The organism is Gilliamella sp. B3801 (genome assembly GCF_026536645.1).
Taxonomy (GTDB): Bacteria; Pseudomonadota; Gammaproteobacteria; order Enterobacterales; family Orbaceae; genus Gilliamella; species Gilliamella apicola_I.
This window is the reverse complement of the sequence record NZ_JAFNNR010000002.1, coordinates 266,428-284,727: the sequence shown is the minus strand read 5'-3', so window position 1 is coordinate 284,727 and position 18,300 is coordinate 266,428. Positions and strand designations below refer to the sequence as shown.

Genomic DNA, 18,300 nt, shown 5'->3' with positions numbered 1-18,300 from the left:
TAAGCGAAAATCAATTTTTATATCTCTGTTTAGTCTATAGCATTAAATCAAATTGACTAATTTTTTATAACCACTTTTTAATAATCTGATAATTAAAATGGCAGAATGTTTCTCTAACGAAAAATATCAACAACAGCTTGAAAATAAAGTCACGAATTTAAAAGCGCTTTTATCACATTTTTCACTACCTGATTTAACCGTTTATTCGTCTCCAATCAGTCATTATCGTATGCGTGCAGAATTTAGAATATGGCATGATAAAGATGACCTTTATCATATCATGTACGATAAAAATACAAAAAAGCGAATAAAAGTAGAAACTTTCCCGATTGCAACAGCACTTGTTAATGATGCTATGCAAAAAATTATTCCACTTTTAAAACCTAATTATTTGCTTCGACATATGCTTTTTCAAATCGATTATTTTTCGACATTAAGTGGTGAACTGCTTATTACACTTTTATATCATAAAAAATTATCCGATGAATGGCGGGTAGAAGCTGAAAAATTAAAGCAACAGTTAGCCGAACAAGGTGTTAACTGCCATATTATCGGTCGAGCAAGTAATCAAAAAATTGTTATTGATGTTGATTATGTTGATGAAGTTTTACCGGTTATGGGTAACAATTTGATTTATCGCCAAGTTGAAAATAGTTTTACGCAGCCTAATGCAGCCGTCAATATTAAAATGCTTGAGTGGGCTACTTCGGTCACCCAAGGTTTATCCGGTGATCTGCTAGAGTTTTATTGTGGAAATGGTAATTTTTCAATTGCGTTGGCTCGAAATTTCCGAAAGGTATTAGCCACTGAAATTGCCAAAGCTTCGGTCTATTCGGCACAACATAATATTGCGGTCAATCATATTAATAATCTGATTATTGCTCGATTATCGGCTGAAGAGTTTACGTCAGCTATAAGAAAAGAACGAGAATTTAATCGATTGAAAGGAATTAATTTAGATGACTATCAGTGTGATACGGTACTTGTTGATCCTCCTCGTGCAGGATTAGACATAGAAACATTAAATAATTTAAAAAGTTATAAAACCATTATTTATATTTCTTGTAACCCTCATACATTGCGTGAAAATTTACAGCAACTGACAGAAACGCACTCGATTAAACATTTTGCTCTGTTTGATCAGTTTCCTTATACAGAACACATCGAAACAGGCGTAGTTTTGCATAAAAATAACTGAATTTGATATTCAGATTCAGTTATTTTTGTTAGAATGCCGAGATTTTAAAGTCAATCATTTATTGTTTCAGAGATTAATTCGAGCTTATCGTGATTTATAAGCAAAAAAAAACCCTAGATAAACTAGGGCTGCATTAAATTGCAAGGAATGGATGAAAGGAAATAAAACAATGAAACAATAATGTCTAGCCTCATGAATCATTGTGTGGATACTATAACAAACACATTCAAACGGATTAATGACAAGTAGATTACAAAATAGTCATGGAAATATCATGAATGTTTTTGAACTTTTCATATATCATAGGAACAGTATTATGTAAGTTAGATAACCTGATACTTTGGCAAAGGAAATATTTAAAATGAAATTGTTAGTTGTTGAAGATGAACAGAAAACAGGTGAATACCTTCGTCAAGGATTAATTGAATCAGGCTTTATTGTTGACCTAACCAAAAATGGTTTAGATGGCTATCATCGGGCAATGACAGAAGATTATGATTTAATTATCCTGGATGTAATGTTACCGGATATTGTTGGTTGGAAAATTGTTCAGTCATTGCGTGAAGCGGGTAAAGACACCCAAATTATATTGCTGACAGCAATGGGAAGTGTTGAAGATAAAGTTAAAGGATTAAATTTAGGTGCCGATGATTATTTAGTGAAGCCTTTTTCATTCGCTGAATTATTAGCGAGAGTTAAATCGTTATTAAGACGAAATGTGCCGCAAGTAAACAATTATCAATTAAGTATTGCTGATTTAGTCATGGATTTGCCAAAGCGAACAGTGACGCGTTCAGATAAACGTATCGATCTCACCAATAAAGAGTTTTTATTACTTGAATACTTCTTACGTTATCCGGGTGAAGTGTTACCGCGATCGTTAATTGCTTCACAAGTTTGGGATATGAATTTTGATAGCGATACTAATGTGATTGATGTAGCCATAAGACGGTTACGTAACAAAATAGATGCTGGATTCGAACCTAAACTTATTCATACTGTGCGTGGAATGGGTTATAAAATAGATGTATTAGATGAAACAGAGTAAATTAATTTCCGTTCGGTTACCCATTATTGTTTGTCTGATAACATGTGGACTACTTTATTGTTTCAGTTATTTGATCGAGCGGTCTTTTGAAAAATTTTCAATCAGACAAAATGTGACCGAATTAAATTCGGTTATTACCTCTATAGAAAGAGAACTAACTTATTATTCTCCGAATGATAATCGTGATGAATTTATCCAAAATTTATTGCTAATTCTCACCGGGCATCATCACTTATTTGTTTATATCATTGATGATATGGGGAAAATAGTTTATCGCACTCGAGGCCCCAACTTAGCGATAGCACTAAAATCACAAGAGTTAGAACGGATTATTGAAAATGACAGTACTTCTATTGAGACGATAGATAAATCATCTTATCGAATTGCGGCATCAAGGGTGATAGGGGAAGACGGTAAACGATTCACTACGATTGTTGCCGTTCGTCGTGATGTGCAACTTGAATTTATTAATCGATTAAGAAACGGATTAGGTCTGCTAATTATTATTTCTTGTGTGTTAGCATTAATCGGTTCATTCATCAGTATTTACTATACTCAAAAACCAATCAATCGCTTAATCAAGAAGATTGAAAGAATTAGTTTAAATAATTTAAATTATCGTATTCCAACCTCGTCAGTACCGGTTAAATATGTAAGCTTGGTCAGAGCATTTAATAACATGCTTAATCGTATGGAAGATGTTTTTACTCGTCAGCATAATTTTACTGCCGATATTGCACATGAGATGCGTACACCAATTACTAATCTTACCACGCAAACGCAAATTGTACTCAATAACGCTCGTACGACAAATGAGTACCGTGAAATTTTATATTCTAATTTAGAAGAATATGAAAAAATGTCACAAATGATTTCTGATATGTTATTTTTGGCGCAGGCAGACAATCGCCAGCTTGTGCCTAATTTGATTGACATTGATCTTACTAACATGGTTATGATGATGTGTGATTATTTTGAGCCTCTCACCGATGAAAAAAATATTACTTTCCAACTCGACGGTCACTGTTCTCACATACAAGGTGATAAAATGATGTTAGGGCGTGCAATTGGTAATATTTTGTCTAATGCGATTCGTTATACACCGAATAACGAGGTCATAACTGTCACGTTAAGTCAAATGAGTGAAAAACGGGTTAAGATTATTATCTCTAATCCGGGCAAAAAAATTGATAAAAAACATTTACCACATCTTTTTGACCGATTCTATCGTGTCGATGAATCACGTCATCGTAATGACAGTTCCGGCGCAGGTATTGGGCTAGCCATTGTTAAATCCATTATTGAAACCCATAAGGGATCAATTTATGTAGAATCAGATGATAAATCGACACGTTTTATTATCAATTTACCAACAGCTATTTAATGTCATAGTCACTCATTAATAAGTTAGCTGCTGCATAAGCAGCTTTCTCTCTAAGTTCAGCAGGTACTTGTTTATCAGCTGCAACTTCATTTAAAACCAACATAACGGCTCCTAAAGCATCTTCAACATAGCCTAATTCATTACTGCCGATTTGAGCATATTTTTCCCGAATGAGCTCACAATATTTATTCATTAGTTAGATTCCTTTAATCTTTTTCAATAACGTTATTTCAATTCTATCCTGTTTTACAAAAAACGGGCTAATTGCTCATATACCTTCGTTGCTGAGATAGTTTGCATTTTTTGATCTGGAGAGACAAGACTAAATTGATTTTTACCATAACCGCCTATTAATTTCGGATCGGTTTGACCAAATAAAGTTATGTTTGGGCGATCGAGTGCCGCAGTTAAATGGCTTAATCCTGTATCGACTGAAACCACAGCTTTAGCCCCAGCAAGTTCAGTCGCCACTTGAGAAAGAGACAATTTTGGTAGCACTTCGACATGATTAAATCCTTGTGCTAAGCGTTGAGCGCTTTGCATTTCATTCGCCGTTCCCCAAGGTAATTTAATTTTTAAACCGGTTGGCGCTATTAATTGTATTAATTGACGCCAAGCGTCTTCTGTCCAATGTTTTTCATATCTGGTAGTGGCATGTAAAAATATCAAATATTGTCCATGGTCAGACGGTAATTCTGATAAAAAATGACTTGCAATTGCATAGTCACCCATGTCACCCGATAGGTCGTACCCAAGACTTTTTGCAAAGAGTTGTCGTACTCGTTCAATGGCATGCATTGATTTTGGAACAGAATGTTTAACATCATAAAACCAACTGGCAATCGGTTCTCTTATGCTATGACGATCTAAACCGTGCTTAATGCCTCTTGCTTTACGTGTGATAAAAAAAGCACTTTTTATTAATCCTTGCGCATCAATAATACAGTCATATTCCCGTTCAAGTAGTGATTGAATAAATTGGTGACGTTCTTGACGAATAGATTTACCGAACCAGTTTTTACGCCAGCGCCGAATGGCCACAGGGATCACTTTATCTACCGCAAAATGCCATGTTGGTATTTGCGCAAAATTTTCTTCAACCACCCAATCAAAAGTCATATTAGGTAAATGACGGGCAGCATCAGTTAACGCGGGTAAAGTATGAAGTACATCACCCATTGAAGATGTTTTAACAATAAGTACACGCATAATTAATGACTCTTTTCACAACGAGCAATAAGCTTCATTAAAGTTTCAAACACAGTTTCAGGTTTTATATCAATCAAACTTTGATGATAGCCTTGTTCTGCATCGCCCTTACGGACTTTATGATACCCTGTTATTAAGCGAATAACTTCAGCTTTATCAGAAAGGGGTGGGGTAAAGTCTGGACTACTTGGGCCATAAAGCGCAACCAAAGGGCGATCCAAAGCTGCGGCGACATGCATCAATCCTGAATCATTAGTCACAATTGCTTTACAAGCCGCAATTAAATTAACCGCTTGTTCCAATTTTGTTTTACCGGCAAGATTAATACACTGGTCGCCTTGTGCCATTTGTTCAATAATTTTTTCGCCAACTTGGCGATCATTATCAGAACCAAAAATAACAATTTTGGCATGTTGCTTTACAAGCATATCACCAAGAGCGGCATAATGATAATCCGGCCAACGTTTTGCTGGACCAAATTCAGCACCAGGACAAAAACCAATTAACGGCAAATTATCATTGATCTTAAACGTGTTAAGCGTGCCATTGATGTCTGTTTGACAAACTTCAAGTTTAGGCCAAAGTATGGGTTGTGGTATTTGCTCTGCTGTGTGGATCTGATCCTTAGGGTAGGCAAGGGCAACATAACGTTGAACCATTAATGGAAAGGCTTGTTTATTAAGTTTACGAAGATCGTTAATCAGTCCATAACGCATTTCACCTTTCCAACCTGTTCGCTGATGAATCCTAGCAAAAAAAGGGATTAAAGCTGATTTAAACGAATTAGGTAAAATTATCGCTTGGTCGTAATGATTATTACGGAGTGATTTGCCGAGTCGATAGCGTTGGGTTAAACCGAATTTACCATGACCAATTGGCATCTCAATAGCTTGATTCACTTCTGGCATTTTATTCAATAGTGCTTGGCACCATGCTGGTGCCATAACATCAATTTCAATATTAGGATGAAGTTGTTTTAACGTTCGATATAAACTTTGCGACATCATCATATCGCCAACCCATGAAGGACCAATAATTAGTGTTCTCATTTAATGTCCTTTTATAATCGTTGATGAACAAACATTGTGATGAAATATTGCTTTAATATCTAATTGCTGATCGGCAACGATAGCCGTAGTAAAGTCATCTTTATCAATAAAATCAGCCATATTTAAATCAAGTAAATTGGCAAATTTTGTCTCATCAGTTAAATTATCAACGTCTAAAACATCTTTAATTTTTTGATTATTCAGACTATTAACAATATTACTTTCAATAGAGACAATACCATCAGTTATGATGATTATCATTATTTTCCTTAATTAATTGAATTACGCTGTTTATCATACCGAGTTAAGCCAATATTTTCGAGTGAAGTTTAACTATTTCAAGCTTAGTATCAGTATGATGAAAAGTGTTAACCATTTTTTGCAGTAACTAAAATGTATCGAGCAAGACTTAGATACGGTTCTGCTTGGCAGTACTGCTTTTCAAGTGCCAATAACTGATCAAAATGACTATTTATTTTTTCTTTATTATTCATATAATCATGAAATAGACGAATTCCCGTTTTTTTAATAATATGAAAATCTAGCGTGGTTAACCATTGATAGACATCATCTGGTATTCGAGGGAAATCGGGTGATAATGTTTTTTTCTTACGTTTTGCAAGCCCTGATTGAGTATAACCAAAATTACCAAGTGTCACCGTTTTAAAAAGAAGTGCATGATAATTATAGAACATCAAGGATAAATAACCTTCGGGTTTGAGGTGTTTTTTTAATGATTCAAGAACACTGATCGGATCGGCAACCCACTCTAATACTGCATGACAAATCACCATATCATATTGTTCATTAATGATATGATCAATATCTTGAATAGCACAACAATGACAATTAATATTTAACTTTTCTGCTTGGGCATTTTTTTGTGCCAGTTCTAGCATTTGCATAGAAATATCACATAATGTGACATGATGTCCTAATTTTGCCAATCGACAAGCCATTTGTCCTTGTCCACCACCTGCATCAAGAATTTTCAACGGTTTGGTTGTTGGAAATGTGGCTAATATATTTTCTAATTCTTGCCAGACAATGGCTTCACGAATTTTTCCTTTACTTGTGCCATAAATATTTTGTGCAAACTTATGACTGATATCATCAAAATTACGGTCTTGCATATTCATTAATTATTTTTTACTGTTTAGTTGCTTAACTTCATTGTTGATTTCAATTAATTTTTCAGTCATTTGTTGATAACATTGTTCCATTAATGTTCTGGCGTCTTCTTTACGTAACGATTTGGTGTCAATAGGATCCAACATTTCAACAATCATATGACCGTTATTTAAACGATTTAATTGAATGTTATTGGTATCAGAGACGCAAATAGGCACAATAGGAACACCTGCCGCAATTGCTGCTTTAAATGCGCCTGTTTTAAACGGTAATAATCCACGTCCTCGACTTCGTGTTCCTTCAGGAAACATCCAAATCGATATGCCACGTGTTTTAATTTCTTTAACAACTTGTCCAATGGTATCGTGGGCTTTTGATTTATTATTACGATCAATTAAAATATTACCGGTCAGATAGTATAATTGCCCAAAAAAAGGAATCCACGCTAAACTTTTTTTTCCGACAGTCACGGTTTTTGGTTGGACAACGTCTGCGGCAACAACCATATCAAAGTTGTTTTGATGATTAGCGATATAAACACAACTGCCTATTTTACTAATCTCAGGATAGAGACGAGTATCAACTTTAACGCCCAAAATAGGTTTAAAGAAAAAACTAAATAAATGTGCAAATCTGGCTACGTTTTTGGGATTCCGAGGATTGAATAGGCAAAATATAATGCCCAGTACACAAACTACAATACCTATTAACACAACTGTAATTAAGCGGAAAAGAAAAACCATAATTTACCTCATAAATTGATTTAGCGTATTATATACGTAAACTGTGCCAATATACAGTTTGATCAACGATAACTGAGTAAAGAGGCGTCATGCAAAAATCAACTATTATTTGGAACGAAAACCAAGCCCCAGTGTCTGTCTATTTTGATGATATCTATTTCAACACACAAGGTGCAGTTGCTGAAACAAAATATGTTTTTATTGAAGGCAATCATCTACAGCAACGTTTTATCCAACATGATAAAGATACTTTTATTATTGGTGAAACGGGTTTTGGTTCGGGGTTAAGTTTTCTTATAGCCTGGCAAACGTTTTTAACTTTTAAAAAAGAATATCCCAACCATCAACTTCAGCAACTTAAATTTATCAGTATTGAAAAATATCCGTTATCAGTGACAGAAATGATGAAGATGCATCAAGCCGCCATAGAAGATGAACGCCAACTTCAACTATTAGCCAAGCAGTTATATGCCTATTTAACGGATAACACCTGTCATTTAGACAAGGTCAGTTTAGATATACTTTATGATGACATTCAATATTTTCCGGAATTTTTGGCTAAACAAAATGGGTTGATTGATGCTTGGTTCTTTGATGGATTTTCACCCGCTAAAAATCCTGACATGTGGTCAGAATCCTTATTTAAAAGCTGTTTTGAATATACGTCACAAAAGGGAACGTTTGCGACTTTTAGTGCGGCTGGATTTGTTCGGCGAAACTTAATCAATGCAGGATTCAATGTGATAAAACAAAAAGGTTTTGGGTTAAAAAGAGAAATGTTGATAGGGAGTAAAAATTAGCTAGCCTTAACCAAATAATTGATAAGGCTAACTCAATTATCCTAATAAGTGATTAAAATTCAAATTGGTAGATAAAATCTAACGTTTGTGCAAGTCCAGATGTTGCTTCTAAATAGAGTCTTGGCATCAATCGGTATCGTAAAGTAAATGTCGCCAGTGAATCAAAAATACCTACTCCATATTTCAGTTGTAAGTTAGGCAAAATATAACCACTAACAACCACTTTAGAATTATTACCGGCTCCTTGCGTGTCTAAAGAAAGATTTTTTATTCCAAAGACATTACCAATATCACCAATATATTTACCTGTTTTTGCCGTACCGATACCAACGAGTAGGGCGGTCATCATATCATTATCGCTTTGGTCGGTGCTTTCAAGTCCTTGACCTCGTATTAGATAAGATAATGCTTCTTGCTGGGACATAGCAGGATCTGAAAATATTTCAATTTTGGGCTCTTCCGAAGATCCTGTTACACGAATACCCGCTGTAATACTACTGTTATCAATTGAGTCTGGATTACGAATAGCTTCAATATCTAACTTAGCTTGGTCAGTAGGGCCCGAAAAAGTGATAATACCTTTACGGATAACTAAATCTTGACCATAAGCGTGAAATCTTCCTGTTGGAATCAAAACTTGCCCATGCAGATCTAGCCCTTTGTTGGTTTGTGCCGCAAGGAGATTGCCTTTCAGTGACGCGTTTAACCCAAAAGCATCGACAGTCACATGTTCACCAATATCAATTTCAATATGGCTACTGATTTTTATGCCAAGTTTTTGTTTTTCGATTACTTGATAATTTTTATCTAACATAACTTCGTCAGGCGATACATCAACACTGGATGCCGGTAAAGATTCGACGGTAATCTTACCTTTAGGGATACCGACTTTTCCGGAAAGAATTATCTCATCTTGGGTCGCATCAATTCTAATATTGGGGATAATACTTAACACAACCATTGGCGGTACGGTAACTTCCATTGCTGCACCCGTGACAGAAAGATCCGCTTGCCATTTATCAAATGTATCCCAATTGGCGTGACCGTTAATATCAATATTACCAGACTTGGTGGTTAAAACTCCTTTTAAGGTGGAGGATTTACCATTGAAATTAAGATCTACCTTTGCTGATTTCAAATCAATTGGTAATTGACTGGATTTTATTTCACTGTGTTTTAAATCAATATTACCTGTTAAATAAGGATCCATTAACGACCCGGAAAAATTAACGTTGCCATTTATCGAGCCTTTAGCAAAATCATCTTTATCTAATAAGGGATTGATTATTGCTAAGGCAAGATGATCAATGTTTAATTTTCCATTTAATTTCTTTTGTTGAGTGGGATCGATAATAGTTAAATCACCGCTCATTTTACCTAATTGTTTTAAGCTAAATAACCAATCAAACTTTGCTTGTTGTTGATTAAATTCAGCATTAATAGTAAATATTTCAAATGGAATAGATAATGATTGGGATGTGATCATCTGTTGAATATAAACTTCATTCCCTTTGATATTGGCCTTGATATTCGGCATTTCACTATTTGCATTAAATTTTATATAAGCTTTACCATTTATCAAGCCAGCTAGTTTTGTTTCACCATCGTTTGGAATAGGAAGTTTTGCCAGATCAATATCTTTTAACGTGATACTTGTATTACTGTTAGCTGTTGGAGATAGTGCTTGATCTAAACAAATACTTGACCCTTGGTTTGACCAACAATGCGAGCCTATAGTGGGAACTTGATGAGTAACATCATAAGATAAAGGTAATGTTTTAACCAATTGCCAATGATTTTTATCACCTAAATTTAACACAGCGTGGGATAAATCCCCCGTCCATTTTGTTCGATCAGGATCTAATTTTCCATTGAGTGATGTTGTGAATGAGGCTGGAGTTCCTGTAAGGTTGATATCTAAAACATGATGACTTTCATTACCTTTAAGCTCAATATTGGCATTTTTTATGCTTTGATTAGGAAGTTCTATATCGTGTCCTATGAGTTTTAAATGTCCACTAATTTGTTTTTTATATTCTATTTTTCCGGAAAGTTGGGCTGATGATATTGACATATTCATCAAACTTAATTGGTGAATATTGATATCGGTATCCACGTTTGGTTCATTAAAGCTACCATTCATTTTCAACGTGCCGACAATTGAACCCTGTAAGTCATCAGCCAATAATGATAAAGAGGATAACTCTAACTTAGCACTCAAATTTTCTTTATCTGAAGCGCCATTGATATTGATATGATTTTTTCCCCAATCCATAACAAAATTATTCGCACTGATTGATTGATGAGAGTTAATTTGAATACTGCCATTAGTTGAAAAATCAGCGTGATTAATATTACCTTTTAATTGGATTTCGGGAAGATTCAATTGCCATTTATCACCTTCTAACTGACCATTGGTTTTAAGTTGACCATTTAATCGTATAGGATAGTTTGGTAAATCTTTGCTGGTATCAACATCAGTTAATTTAACTTTTGCATCCCAGTGTAAGGCTTTTTGCCAGTCAAGATTACCTGAAACATTGATTTCCCCTTGTGGTAGTTTCACTATTCCATGATCGAATATGGCTGATTGATTCGTTCCCTTGCCTATAACATCAAACGACGTATCGGGCAGATCGTCACCTTTAAATTTACCTTTAGCTGATAAGTCATACTGTTGGACGTTACCCCCTATTGAAAGATTAAAATTATTAACTTGATATTGCGCTTGTCCTTCAATTGGCCATTGAATGTGTTTACCCTTTAAGTCGGTCATTACCGGTAAATATTTTTCGATAAAATTGATTTTTGCATTAATTTTTGCTGAATTAAGTCCTTCAAGTACCGTATTTGTCGTCAATTCACCTAACAATTTACCTGAAAATTGGCTATGTAATTGATTACTGGCTGTTTTTAATTGAATAAATGCCAAAATAGGCCAATCATTGCCTAATGTAATATCTCCTGAAACAAAAGCATGTCCATTAGCATAAGGAGTTGTCGCATCTGTATTCACCTGTTGAACGATAATATGATTATCGATGATATTAGTTTGAATAGTCACATTGTTAAATCGATAATCTTCACCGCCAATATGTAAAAGCCAATTGTTACCCGTTAAGCGTCCGACATTGATATCGAGAGGAATAGTAACTTGGGGTAATGATTCGATTAACGGCTGATTGAATAATTGATTTATCTTTTCATTAAGAGGCAAATCATTCTGAACTGAATCTGTTGTTGATTTTACTTGTGGGTGATCAGCAAAAATAGCACTTAAATCCTGAGCCTCAGCAGGAAATACATAAATTTTTTCGTTTACCCAAGTCGCCTTACCCGTAAAATCAGACAGACCAAATTGCATATCATCAATATCAACTTTCACATCTGATACATGTGCCGTTTTCAGTTCGATTGGTAATGGGGTTTTCAAAACAACCCGTTTATCAGGTATTGGCTTATTGGGGTCGGTAATAATCTGATCGGTGTTCAGTTTTACTTTAATACCCTTTGATTCAAACTGTTCGATACAGATTTTAGTTTCAAGCAAACATAACCCAGATAATTTTAACGATGCATTATCAACCTGAACATCAATACCCGGTAGTTGCAATGAAAGACCATTTACCTGTAAATCGCTTAATGTCCCTTCCACTTGTTCAATTTTCAATTCGGGTAGGGCTTTACCTAAGACATAAGTGGTCAACTTAACGCCTAAACTGGTATAAAGCAGTAAGATAATAAACACGACCAAAAACACGAAAATAGATAATACTATAATACTACGCTTTTTCCATTTTCGTATTCGTTTAATTTTTTTTAATTTTTTTTCTCTAATGGGATTTTTAGCCATATTATAATTCGGATCCTAAACCAATATATAGGTGAACTGAACCAGAGTCTCTTCGCGTTAACGGAGTTGCTAAATCGAATTTTATTGGTCCAACCGGAGAAGCCCAACGCACACCAATACCGCTTCCTGTATAAAATTTAGTTTTATCGACTTTATCAATTGCTTCACCTGAATCAATAAAAACAGCACCCCACCAAGCACCGGTTAAATTAAATTGGTATTCAACTGAACCAGTGATGAGCTTTGACGCACCTTTTAATTTACCATTTTTATCTTTAGGCGAAATAGATTGGTAACTATAACCTCGTATACTACGGTCACCCCCTGCAAAGAATCGAAATGAAGGCGGAACACGATCAAAATTATTTGCCTGAATTATGCCGAAATTACCCCGAAAAATAAATCGATGACTATCGAATAAGGATCGAATCCAAGTTTGTTGTGTTTGAAAACGAATAAGATTGAGATCAGATCCTAAAGAATTAGCAGAGGCTTCAATAGAATAGCGTTGTGAATCTCCCCACATTGGCATAAGATTGCCATCGCTACGAATTCGTGAAAGACTAATAGAAGGGTAGTACAAAAGGGTATTAAAACTTGAGTCACCTTGCGTAAAGTCATCATGTAAAAGGTTCAAACCTAGCGCACTTTGCCACCCTTCAAAATTGTCCCAATATCGAACCACACCAAAGGTATAGGAACGTGATTTAGTATCGTTATTGTCGATTTTTTTATAGCCACCTTGAATAGTATAGTATTGTTCAAGGGGAGATTTTTTGAGTGGGATCTTATAGCTCATTGTAATGGATTGTTCGGGTGAAGAAAGTGATAAATTACTTTGTAAACTTTGTCCACGACTGTTAATCCACGGTTTATTCCAAGTTATTTTGCCATATACGCCATTGTCGGTTGAGTATCCAAGCCCTAAATCCATGCTATTTTTTTTTCGGGGAGAGGTGACAACATTGATTGGTAGTGATTTGTCTGCTGTAACATTTGGAAAATCAGGAACAACAACAATTGAACTAAACCAATTTGTAGAAGTTAATCGACGATTAAGAATGGAAAGTTTTTCGGCACTATAAGGTTCACCTTCTTTAAACGGTATAATATTTTTAAGATAATCATCTCTAATTTTGGTATTAGAAAATTTAACTTGACTGAATTTATAGCGCTGCCCGGTATTAAAATCGATATTCCAAAAAGCTTGATGATGATCCATGGACACCGCTAATTGGTGTTGCGTCATATTGGCATCAAAATAGCCTTTTTCTAACGCGAGATTTTTCAAACTTTTCTTGAAAGACTCATAAATGCCATGATTTAAAATATCACCCGTTTTAGGTAGGTTTTTTTCGAGTAAATGTTGGTAATCATTATCATGCTGGCCTTCACCTTCAATAATCACATTTAATTGTTCAATTTTAATCGGTTCACCAGCTGAAATTGTTACCGCTAATACTCTAGGATTTTGAGTGTTATATTGAAACACCGGAGCGTAATAACCCAAAGCTCGAAGCGCTTTTTTAACCTCGCTTTCAAAATACCGTTTAAAATTAGGCGTGTTATCGACTTTATCTGGAGTGATTAATGAAACACGAGCATCGACATTGTCAGCAAGTTCACCCGATAAACCTTTAATCGATAACTTCATATCAGCATAACTTGATGTTGATATGATTGTTAACATTAAAAGTAAACAAAACCTATAGGAAAATTGTGACACAAAGACCTCGAAGAAGTTTAAGTTAAAAAACGATCAATTGTTAATTTCTGGGCTAATCATGAACGTAAATTTAACATATTTAATATTTCATCGTCTATGATAAGCTAACTAAATCAGTTTTGATATCATCTTTTGTAAGGATCAATGTCTAATTTATTAATATTGAGTTTTAACATTTTAAGTTTAAGATTGTAAAGGTAACCCCTTGATCTTTGGGAAAAACCTTTTATAAGCAAATAAAATATTATAAATTACTATAAGCATTTAGTTTATTCTGAAGTGGGACTAAGATTTCTACTATTTCATTAATGTATAATATCAATGAAGCAAAGTAGGGACTAATTAATGGTATATTTACTTAATTTATGAATATACCCTAAGTTAACTTATTAAAATGTAAAAAAATATTTAGCTGTTTTGATATAGGATCGATTGATAGACATCGATCCTTTTTTGTTTCAGAAATTTTAAAAAGGTTATTGATTGCGCTATAATGCAGTACTATAACTTTAAATGATTATGCAAACTACGATTTATTAACATTTGTTCAGTTTAATACTAAGGGCTTTTAATTAAGTCGTATCACAGATTTATTCTATTAATGACTAAATTTTCGACCAACATTTATTTAGGCTTCTAGCAGTGTAACCTGACCGATATAAGGTAAATGGCGATAATGTTGAGCATAATCAATTCCATAACCAACGACAAATTCATCAGGAATTGAAAAACCAATGTATTTTACTGGTACAGCCACTTCCCGACGTGATGGCTTATCTAAAAGCGTACAAATTTCGATACTACGAGGATGACGTAATTTTAAAATTGCCATGACTTTACTTAACGTATTACCAGTATCAATAATATCTTCAACAATTAGCACATCTTTATCACGAATATCTTCATCCAAATCTTTCAATATTTTGACATCTCGATTACTGACAACGGCATTACCATAACTTGATGCGGTCATAAAATCAACTTCATGCCCTACAGTAATAGCACGGCTTAAATCCGCCATAAAAATAAATGAACCACGTAGCAGACCGACTAAAATAAGTTCATTTTGGCTGTGTTTATAATCTTGACTAATTTGTTGCCCTAGTTCTTTGATACGTTTTTGAATATCATCCGTTGATATCATCATTTCTAAAGTGTGTTTCTTCATTACTAATACTCAAAAAATAAAATTTAAATTAGATTCTAACAATTTTCATAGATAAAAAGAATAACAAAGCTTATTTTAATCTGCTTAGCATAACATTTGATAACCCTAAACTATTCATAGTATGTTCTTATCTATCATCTTGTTAGCATCGATCTTGGCTGCTCTTTTTTCTAAGCGACGTTTTTTGAAAAATTGACTGAGTAGCAAGCTGCACTCATCAGCTAATACGCCACCTTGCACTTGTGCAATGTGATTAATGCCTTGATAAGCTAGAATATTAATAAACGAGCCGGCAGCCCCTGTTTTATAATCGCTTGCTCCAAATACTACTCGTTTTATTCGACTATGTATAATGGCACCAGCACACATCATACACGGTTCAAGTGTGACAAAAAGGGTCGTATTAATTAAACGGTAATTATTGATATACTTACCCGCTTGCTCGATAGCAAGCATTTCAGCGTGAGCAGTTGGATTATGGGTAAGTATTGATTGGTTAAAACCTTCGCCAATGACTTGACTGTTTTCATCGATAATTACCGCTCCTACCGGAATTTCACCTAAGGATTCAGCACGTTTGGCAAGCGTTAATGCATATTGCATCCAATATTCATCTGACATTGCAATTATTTATAGATTATTCAAATTTAATACGTCTCGCATGTCATAAAGTCCGACAGGCTGTTTTGCAAGCCATAATGCAGCACGGACGGCGCCATTTGCAAATGTCATTCGACTAGACGCCTTATGACTAATTTCCACACGTTCGCCAATATCGGCAAAAATTGCCGTATGTTCGCCAACAATATCACCCGCTCGGATAGTTGAAAAACCAATTGCTCCTTTTGGTCTTTCACCGGTATGACCTTCACGACAATAAATCGCACGATCGTTCAAATTGAATTTTAAAGCTTCAGCTATGGATTCACCCATCGCAAGTGCAGTACCCGATGGGGCATCGACTTTATAACGATGATGAGCCTCAATAATTTCAATATCTGTATAATCTCCCATGATTTTTGCCGCTTTTTCAAGTAATTTAAGTACCAAATTTACACCTACACTAAAATTGGCAGCAAAAACAATAGCGATATTTTTTGCCGCATCCGTTATGGCTTGCTTACCTGTAGAATCAAAACCAGTGGTTCCTATAATCATCATTTTTTTATGTTCAACACAAAAATTCAAATGGGCAAGCGTACCTTCAGGTCGGGTAAAATCAATTAACAAATCAAATTGATCTTTGGCGAGTTCTAAATTATCCGTAATAGTGACACCACAAATGCCTATTCCAGCAAGTTCACCTGCATCGCTTCCAATGAGGGAAGAACCTTGTCTTTCAAATGCCGCACCTAAAGTTACTCCTTCGATTTGTGCAACAGATTGAATTAATTGACGTCCCATTTTTCCACCTGCGCCAGCAATAGCGATACGGATGAGGTTAGTTGACATAAAATTTTCCTTACCTATTTTCAAAATATTATCAAATATTATATCGGAAAACAAAAGACTTATACACCGTGCAAAATTAAAATGCTGTAATATAAGTGATGTATCGTAATTCTTTAAATGAACAATTTTATCTGTTGTTCTTGGTACATCGGAAAGGATGGTATTATTGGTGCTGATTTCTATTTTAATCGTCGTTAACTTTTAAACATTATTGTTATTGGCAGGTTATTTAGAGCCTATAGTTAGATTATAAAAAAAGGACGCTTAAATGCGTCCATTAGATTTATAAAACTTTCAATAATTCGACATCAAAAATTAATGTACTGTAGGGTGGAATTGAGCCTCCTGCACCTTGTGCTCCATAAGCAAGTTCTTGAGGAATATACAATCTCCATTTTGAACCTTCAGGCATTAGCTGTAAAGCTTCAACCCAACCTTGAATAACGCCATTAACAGGAAACTCAGCTGGTTGTCCACGTTGTACAGAACTGTCAAAAATCGTACCATCAATTAATTGTCCCGTATAATGAACTTGAACACGGTCTGTTGATTTAGGTAAGGAGCCTGTACCTTCGGTAATGACTTCATATTGCAAGCCGGATTCAGTTGATTTAATCCCATCTTTTTTAATATTTTCTGCTAAAAAATCTTTACCTGCTTGAGCAATTTTTTCTGCTTGTTTTGCTTTCTCTTGAGTGGCTTTTTCATGCATATGACGAAGCGCATCATGCAGTTCTTGTAATGGTAGAACAGGTTGATTATTTGCTAGAACGTCTTGCATAGCTAATTTTAATGCATCAAGATCTAGACCATTCAAACCTGACTCCTTTAATTGTTGTCCAATTTGTAATCCAATAGCATAACTCGCTTTTTGATCTATGGTTTCTAATTTCATTTTTTACCTTTTGTTTGTCGTTTATAAACAGTATTTGAGATCCATTAAGTTTGTGATCAACAGAATAAATATTAATTAATAAAATAGAATAACGCTTTTTTTATAAAATGCATAAAGAATTTATTAATTTGGCTAGCACTTAGTGCAAATATCAGCGATAATACACTTTATTATAATTTCAATATGGATTAAGTTAAATGCAGTTTCGTAAATTTACCTCGCTTGCAATTGTGGCTAGTATATTATTAACTGGTTGTTCAGTGGTAGACCGTTGGGTATATAGACCTGATATCAATCAAGGTAATTATGTAACACAAGATGCAATTGATTTATTGAAAGTTGGTCAAACAAAAGATCAGGTTATTTTTATAATGGGTTCACCTATGTTAACCTCGGTATTTGGTGATAACGTTTGGTATTATGTTTTTCGTCAACAACCACAACATAATGGTATAAGCCAAATTACTTATTCTATTTATTTTAACGAAATGGGCATAGTGACTGACATTAAAAACTCAACGCTTGATGGTTCCAAAACACTACAAGAAATGAATAAACAAATCATTTCTGATCCTATCGATGTAATTTCTGACAACAACGAAGATATAGAATAAAACTCATTCCAAAGTTGTTTTTCCCAAAAA

Annotated in this window: 17 protein-coding genes; 5 read left to right on the top strand and 12 right to left on the bottom strand. The window is 34.6% G+C overall.

Annotated features, from left to right (window positions below; translation table 11 throughout):
• The first annotated feature begins 97 nt into the window (after nucleotides 1–97).
• The 3 genes from trmA (at nucleotide 98) to J3U14_RS02685 (ending at nucleotide 3,630) form a co-directional block, all read left to right on the top strand.
• Nucleotides 98–1,198 carry a tRNA (uridine(54)-C5)-methyltransferase TrmA gene (gene trmA, locus J3U14_RS02695; protein ID WP_267350690.1) on the top strand — a complete coding sequence of 367 codons (1,101 nt, stop codon included), beginning with the start codon at nucleotides 98–100 and terminating at the stop codon, nucleotides 1,196–1,198.
• A gap of 361 nt (nucleotides 1,199–1,559) precedes the next feature.
• Complete coding sequence (locus tag J3U14_RS02690; protein WP_065559449.1) at nucleotides 1,560–2,246, top strand: heavy metal response regulator transcription factor; 687 nt, start codon at nucleotides 1,560–1,562, stop codon at nucleotides 2,244–2,246.
• Nucleotides 2,233–3,630 carry a heavy metal sensor histidine kinase gene (locus tag J3U14_RS02685; protein ID WP_267350694.1) on the top strand — a complete coding sequence of 466 codons (1,398 nt, stop codon included), beginning with the start codon at nucleotides 2,233–2,235 and terminating at the stop codon, nucleotides 3,628–3,630. The genes J3U14_RS02690 and J3U14_RS02685 overlap by 14 nt, the downstream gene beginning before the upstream one ends.
• Here the strand turns inward: J3U14_RS02685 and J3U14_RS02680 are convergent.
• The 6 genes from J3U14_RS02680 to J3U14_RS02655 form a co-directional block, all read right to left on the bottom strand.
• The gene (locus J3U14_RS02680) at nucleotides 3,623–3,823 is read right to left on the bottom strand and encodes a YaeP family protein (RefSeq protein WP_267350696.1); all 201 of its coding nucleotides are present in this window, start codon (nucleotides 3,821–3,823) and stop codon (nucleotides 3,623–3,625) included. The genes J3U14_RS02685 and J3U14_RS02680 overlap by 8 nt on opposite strands.
• Nucleotides 3,824–3,876: 53 nt before the next feature.
• A complete protein-coding gene (gene rfaC / locus J3U14_RS02675; protein WP_267350697.1) occupies nucleotides 3,877–4,839 on the bottom strand; it encodes a lipopolysaccharide heptosyltransferase RfaC in 963 nt (320 codons plus the stop codon).
• A 2-nt stretch (nucleotides 4,840–4,841) separates the two neighbouring features.
• The gene (rfaF, locus tag J3U14_RS02670; protein WP_267350699.1) at nucleotides 4,842–5,888 is read right to left on the bottom strand and encodes an ADP-heptose--LPS heptosyltransferase RfaF; all 1,047 of its coding nucleotides are present in this window, start codon (nucleotides 5,886–5,888) and stop codon (nucleotides 4,842–4,844) included.
• On the bottom strand, nucleotides 5,889–6,149 hold the full coding sequence (locus J3U14_RS02665) for a hypothetical protein (RefSeq protein WP_267350701.1): 261 nt from the start codon (nucleotides 6,147–6,149) through the stop codon (nucleotides 5,889–5,891).
• A gap of 107 nt (nucleotides 6,150–6,256) precedes the next feature.
• Complete coding sequence (locus J3U14_RS02660) at nucleotides 6,257–7,021, bottom strand: methyltransferase domain-containing protein (protein ID WP_411590936.1); 765 nt, start codon at nucleotides 7,019–7,021, stop codon at nucleotides 6,257–6,259.
• Nucleotides 7,022–7,030: 9 nt separating this feature from the next.
• Nucleotides 7,031–7,762: a 1-acylglycerol-3-phosphate O-acyltransferase gene (locus J3U14_RS02655; RefSeq protein WP_267350703.1), complete on the bottom strand. Its 732-nt coding sequence runs from the start codon at nucleotides 7,760–7,762 to the stop codon at nucleotides 7,031–7,033.
• Between the two features lie 89 nt (nucleotides 7,763–7,851).
• Here J3U14_RS02655 and mnmD point away from each other — a divergent pair, with 89 nt between their 5' ends.
• Complete coding sequence (mnmD, locus tag J3U14_RS02650) at nucleotides 7,852–8,562, top strand: tRNA (5-methylaminomethyl-2-thiouridine)(34)-methyltransferase MnmD (protein WP_267350704.1); 711 nt, start codon at nucleotides 7,852–7,854, stop codon at nucleotides 8,560–8,562.
• Between the two features lie 52 nt (nucleotides 8,563–8,614).
• On the opposite strand, the gene J3U14_RS02645 is transcribed toward mnmD, so the two are convergent.
• From J3U14_RS02645 to J3U14_RS02620, 6 genes are all read right to left on the bottom strand, one after another.
• A complete protein-coding gene (locus tag J3U14_RS02645; protein ID WP_267350705.1) occupies nucleotides 8,615–12,415 on the bottom strand; it encodes a translocation/assembly module TamB domain-containing protein in 3,801 nt (1,266 codons plus the stop codon).
• Nucleotide 12,416: 1 nt separating this feature from the next.
• Complete coding sequence (locus J3U14_RS02640) at nucleotides 12,417–14,105, bottom strand: autotransporter assembly complex protein TamA (RefSeq protein ID WP_267369554.1); 1,689 nt, start codon at nucleotides 14,103–14,105, stop codon at nucleotides 12,417–12,419.
• A gap of 664 nt (nucleotides 14,106–14,769) precedes the next feature.
• Nucleotides 14,770–15,309, bottom strand: a complete 540-nt coding sequence (gene hpt / locus J3U14_RS02635; RefSeq protein WP_267350709.1) for a hypoxanthine phosphoribosyltransferase — start codon at nucleotides 15,307–15,309, stop codon at nucleotides 14,770–14,772.
• 114 nt (nucleotides 15,310–15,423) lie between these two features.
• Complete coding sequence (tadA, locus tag J3U14_RS02630; RefSeq protein WP_267350710.1) at nucleotides 15,424–15,930, bottom strand: tRNA adenosine(34) deaminase TadA; 507 nt, start codon at nucleotides 15,928–15,930, stop codon at nucleotides 15,424–15,426.
• Between the two features lie 9 nt (nucleotides 15,931–15,939).
• The gene (dapB, locus tag J3U14_RS02625; RefSeq protein ID WP_267350711.1) at nucleotides 15,940–16,761 is read right to left on the bottom strand and encodes a 4-hydroxy-tetrahydrodipicolinate reductase; all 822 of its coding nucleotides are present in this window, start codon (nucleotides 16,759–16,761) and stop codon (nucleotides 15,940–15,942) included.
• A gap of 283 nt (nucleotides 16,762–17,044) precedes the next feature.
• The gene (locus tag J3U14_RS02620) at nucleotides 17,045–17,656 is read right to left on the bottom strand and encodes an FKBP-type peptidyl-prolyl cis-trans isomerase (RefSeq protein ID WP_267350713.1); all 612 of its coding nucleotides are present in this window, start codon (nucleotides 17,654–17,656) and stop codon (nucleotides 17,045–17,047) included.
• A gap of 197 nt (nucleotides 17,657–17,853) precedes the next feature.
• On the opposite strand from J3U14_RS02620, the gene bamE reads away from it, so the two are divergent.
• The gene (gene bamE / locus J3U14_RS02615; RefSeq protein WP_065559463.1) at nucleotides 17,854–18,270 is read left to right on the top strand and encodes an outer membrane protein assembly factor BamE; all 417 of its coding nucleotides are present in this window, start codon (nucleotides 17,854–17,856) and stop codon (nucleotides 18,268–18,270) included.
• The last annotated feature ends 30 nt before the right edge of the window (nucleotides 18,271–18,300 follow it).

Bases quoted from the DNA above. Each gene is read 5' to 3' on its own strand.
- hpt (WP_267350709.1), bottom strand. From the start codon at position 15,309: ATGAAGAAACACACTTTAGAAATGATGATATCAACGGATGATATTCAA.
- J3U14_RS02660 (WP_411590936.1), bottom strand. From the start codon at position 7,021: ATGCAAGACCGTAATTTTGATGATATCAGTCATAAGTTTGCACAAAAT.
- J3U14_RS02685 (WP_267350694.1), top strand. From the start codon at position 2,233: ATGAAACAGAGTAAATTAATTTCCGTTCGGTTACCCATTATTGTTTGT.
- dapB (WP_267350711.1), bottom strand. From the start codon at position 16,761: ATGTCAACTAACCTCATCCGTATCGCTATTGCTGGCGCAGGTGGAAAA.
- J3U14_RS02680 (WP_267350696.1), bottom strand. From the start codon at position 3,823: ATGAATAAATATTGTGAGCTCATTCGGGAAAAATATGCTCAAATCGGC.
- J3U14_RS02690 (WP_065559449.1), top strand. From the start codon at position 1,560: ATGAAATTGTTAGTTGTTGAAGATGAACAGAAAACAGGTGAATACCTT.
- J3U14_RS02645 (WP_267350705.1), bottom strand. From the start codon at position 12,415: ATGGCTAAAAATCCCATTAGAGAAAAAAAATTAAAAAAAATTAAACGA.
- trmA (WP_267350690.1), top strand. From the start codon at position 98: ATGGCAGAATGTTTCTCTAACGAAAAATATCAACAACAGCTTGAAAAT.
- tadA (WP_267350710.1), bottom strand. From the start codon at position 15,930: ATGTCAGATGAATATTGGATGCAATATGCATTAACGCTTGCCAAACGT.
- mnmD (WP_267350704.1), top strand. From the start codon at position 7,852: ATGCAAAAATCAACTATTATTTGGAACGAAAACCAAGCCCCAGTGTCT.
- rfaC (WP_267350697.1), bottom strand. From the start codon at position 4,839: ATGCGTGTACTTATTGTTAAAACATCTTCAATGGGTGATGTACTTCAT.
- J3U14_RS02655 (WP_267350703.1), bottom strand. From the start codon at position 7,762: ATGGTTTTTCTTTTCCGCTTAATTACAGTTGTGTTAATAGGTATTGTA.
- bamE (WP_065559463.1), top strand. From the start codon at position 17,854: ATGCAGTTTCGTAAATTTACCTCGCTTGCAATTGTGGCTAGTATATTA.
- rfaF (WP_267350699.1), bottom strand. From the start codon at position 5,888: ATGAGAACACTAATTATTGGTCCTTCATGGGTTGGCGATATGATGATG.
- J3U14_RS02640 (WP_267369554.1), bottom strand. From the start codon at position 14,105: ATGTTAACAATCATATCAACATCAAGTTATGCTGATATGAAGTTATCG.
- J3U14_RS02620 (WP_267350713.1), bottom strand. From the start codon at position 17,656: ATGAAATTAGAAACCATAGATCAAAAAGCGAGTTATGCTATTGGATTA.
- J3U14_RS02665 (WP_267350701.1), bottom strand. From the start codon at position 6,149: ATGATAATCATCATAACTGATGGTATTGTCTCTATTGAAAGTAATATT.